The organism is Thermocrispum agreste DSM 44070 (assembly GCF_000427905.1).
Lineage (GTDB): Bacteria > Actinomycetota > Actinomycetes > Mycobacteriales > Pseudonocardiaceae > Thermocrispum > Thermocrispum agreste.
On record NZ_KE386604.1, the window covers coordinates 958,106 to 961,179 of the forward strand.

The window sequence follows — 3,074 nt, forward strand, 5'->3', positions numbered from 1 at the left end:
CCGTGCATGGTTAGTCGAAGCGCTTGGGATGGCGTGCCGGAGAGGGTGAGAGCCCCGTAGGCGAAAACTGTGTGGCGGTGTCTTGCTGGTGTTCCCGAGTAGCAGCGAGCTCGTGGAATTCGCTGTGAATCTGCCGGGACCACCCGGTAAGCCTAAATATCTCCTGGTGACCGATAGCGGACGAGTACCGTGAGGGAAAGGTGAAAAGTACCCCGGGAGGGGAGTGAAAGAGTACCTGAAACCGTGTGCCTACAAACCGTCAGAGCCTTGCTGTTTGGTGGGGTGATGGCGTGCCTTTTGAAGAATGAGCCTGCGAGTTAGTGCTGCGTGGCGAGGTTAACCCGTGGGGGGTAGCCGTAGCGAAAGCGAGTCTGAATAGGGCGTGTGAGTCGCGTGGCCTAGACCCGAAGCGGAGTGATCTACCCATGGCCAGGGTGAAGCGCCGGTAAGACGGCGTGGAGGCCCGAACCCACTTAGGTTGAAAACTGAGGGGATGAGCTGTGGGTAGGGGTGAAAGGCCAATCAAACTCCGTGATAGCTGGTTCTCCCCGAAATGCATTTTGGTGCAGCGTCGTGTGTTTCACCCTGGGGGTAGAGCTACTGGATGGCCTAGGGGCCTTACCAGGTTACCGAAGTCAACCAAACTCCGAATACCAGGGTGTGAGAGCGCGGCAGTGAGACGGCGGGGGATAAGCTTCGTCGTCGAGAGGGAAACAGCCCAGAACACCAGCTAAGGCCCCTAAGTGTGTGCTGAGTGGGAAAGGATGTGGGATTGCCGAGACAACCAGGAGGTTGGCTTAGAAGCAGCCATCCTTGAAAGAGTGCGTAATAGCTCACTGGTCAAGTGGTCCTGCGCCGACAATGTAGCGGGGCTAAGCACACCGCCGAAGCTGTGTCACTCACACGTGAGATCCGCCATGCCTCTTCGGGGGTGTGGTGCAGTCGTGTGGGTGGGTAGGGGAGCGTCGATCATCCGGTGAAGTGCCGGCGGAAGCCAGGTGTGGAGGGTGGTCGAGTGAGAATGCAGGCATGAGTAGCGAAAGCAGAGTGAGAAACTCTGCCGCCGGATGACCAAGGGTTCCTGGGCCAGGCTAATCCGCCCAGGGTAAGTCGGGACCTAAGGCGAGGCCGTCAGGCGTAGTCGATGGACAACGGGTTGATATTCCCGTACCCGCGTGTGCGCGTCCCTGGCGAGGCAGGTGATACTAACCACCCGAAGCCTCTTCTCCTGCACTTTGTGTGGGGGTTGTGGGTGGAGCGTGGGACCTGAGCCTGTAGTAGCCAAGCGATGGGGTGACGCAGGAAGGTAGCTCCGCCAGTGAGTGGTAGTACTGGTGTAAGCGTGTAGGGCGAGTCGTAGGCAAATCCGCGGCTCATGAAGCCTGAGGCGTGACGCGTAGCCGATTGAGGCGAAGCAGAGTGATCCTATGCTGCCGAGAAAAGCCTCTAGCGAGTGCGCACGCGGCCCGTACCCCAAACCGACACAGGTGGTCAGGTAGAGAATACCGAGGCGATCGGGCGAACTGTGGTTAAGGAACTCGGCAAAATGCCCCCGTAACTTCGGGAGAAGGGGGGCCACTGTTCTTGAAGCCCCGTGCGGGCTAGGGGATGGTGGCCGCAGAGACCAGCGAGAAGCGACTGTTTACTAAAAACACAGGTCCATGCGAAGTCGCAAGACGATGTATATGGACTGACGCCTGCCCGGTGCTGGAACGTTAAGAGGACCGGTTAGCCTGCCCCTTGTGGGTGGGCGAAGCTGAGAATTTAAGCGCCAGTAAACGGCGGTGGTAACTATAACCATCCTAAGGTAGCGAAATTCCTTGTCGGGTAAGTTCCGACCTGCACGAATGGCGTAACGACTTCTCGGCTGTCTCAACCACAGGCCCGGCGAAATTGCACTACGAGTAAAGATGCTCGTTACGCGCGGCAGGACGGAAAGACCCCGGGACCTTTACTACAGCTTGGTATTGGTTTTCGGTTCGGCTTGTGTAGGATAGGTGGGAGACTGGGAAGCGGTCACGCCAGTGATCGTGGAGTCGCCGTTGAAATACCACTCTGGCCGGATTGGGAATCTAACCTCGGACCATGATCTGGTTCAGGGACAGTGCCTGGTGGGTAGTTTAACTGGGGCGGTTGCCTCCTAAAAGGTAACGGAGGCGCCCAAAGGTTCCCTCAGCCTGGTTGGCAATCAGGTGTCGAGTGTAAGTGCACAAGGGAGCTTGACTGTGAGACCGACAGGTCGAGCAGGGACGAAAGTCGGGACTAGTGATCCGGCATCTCCTGGTGGAAGGGGTGTCGCTCAACGGATAAAAGGTACCCCGGGGATAACAGGCTGATCTTGCCCAAGAGTCCATATCGACGGCATGGTTTGGCACCTCGATGTCGGCTCGTCGCATCCTGGGGCCGGAGCAGGTCCCAAGGGTTGGGCTGTTCGCCCATTAAAGCGGCACGCGAGCTGGGTTTAGAACGTCGTGAGACAGTTCGGTCCCTATCCGCCGCGCGCGCAGGAAACTTGAGGAAGGCTGTCCCTAGTACGAGAGGACCGGGACGGACGAACCTCTGGTATGCCAGTTGTCCCGCCAGGGGCACGGCTGGTTAGCCACGTTCGGTTGGGATAACCGCTGAAAGCATCTAAGCGGGAAGCCCGTTCCAAGATGAGGTTTCCACGCCACATCATGTGGTGAGAGGCCCCCTACAGACGATGGGGTTGATAGGCCAGAAATGGAAGCCCAGTAATGGGTGGAGTTGACTGGTACTAATCGGCCGATAACTTGACCACAAAGACGCTACGCATCCACTCTGCAACTCTGAAACACCACCACCAGCAACACCCGCCCGGGGTGGTTGTTTCACAGAGTTACGGTGGTCATAGCGGCAGGGAAACGCCCGGTCCCATTCCGAACCCGGAAGCTAAGCCTGCCAGCGCCGATGGTACTGCACCCGCCAGGGTGCGGGAGAGTAGGACACCGCCGGACACCCACACAACCACATCCTTCGGGATGCCAAAAAAAAAGGGGGGGTCGGGAGTTCAGCTGAATCCCGACCCCCCCCTTTTTTTCTTTTTTCTATGGGGG

At 58.2% G+C, this 3,074-nt stretch carries 2 rRNA genes (1 of these 2 cut by a window edge); both read left to right on the forward strand.

What is annotated here, in order from left to right:
* A 23S ribosomal RNA gene (locus YWY_RS0119350) occupies positions 1-2,779 on the forward strand; it begins 358 nt to the left of the window's first position.
* Between the two features lie 79 nt (positions 2,780-2,858).
* A 5S ribosomal RNA gene (rrf, locus tag YWY_RS0119355) occupies positions 2,859-2,975 on the forward strand.
* Positions 2,976-3,074: the final 99 nt, after the last annotated feature.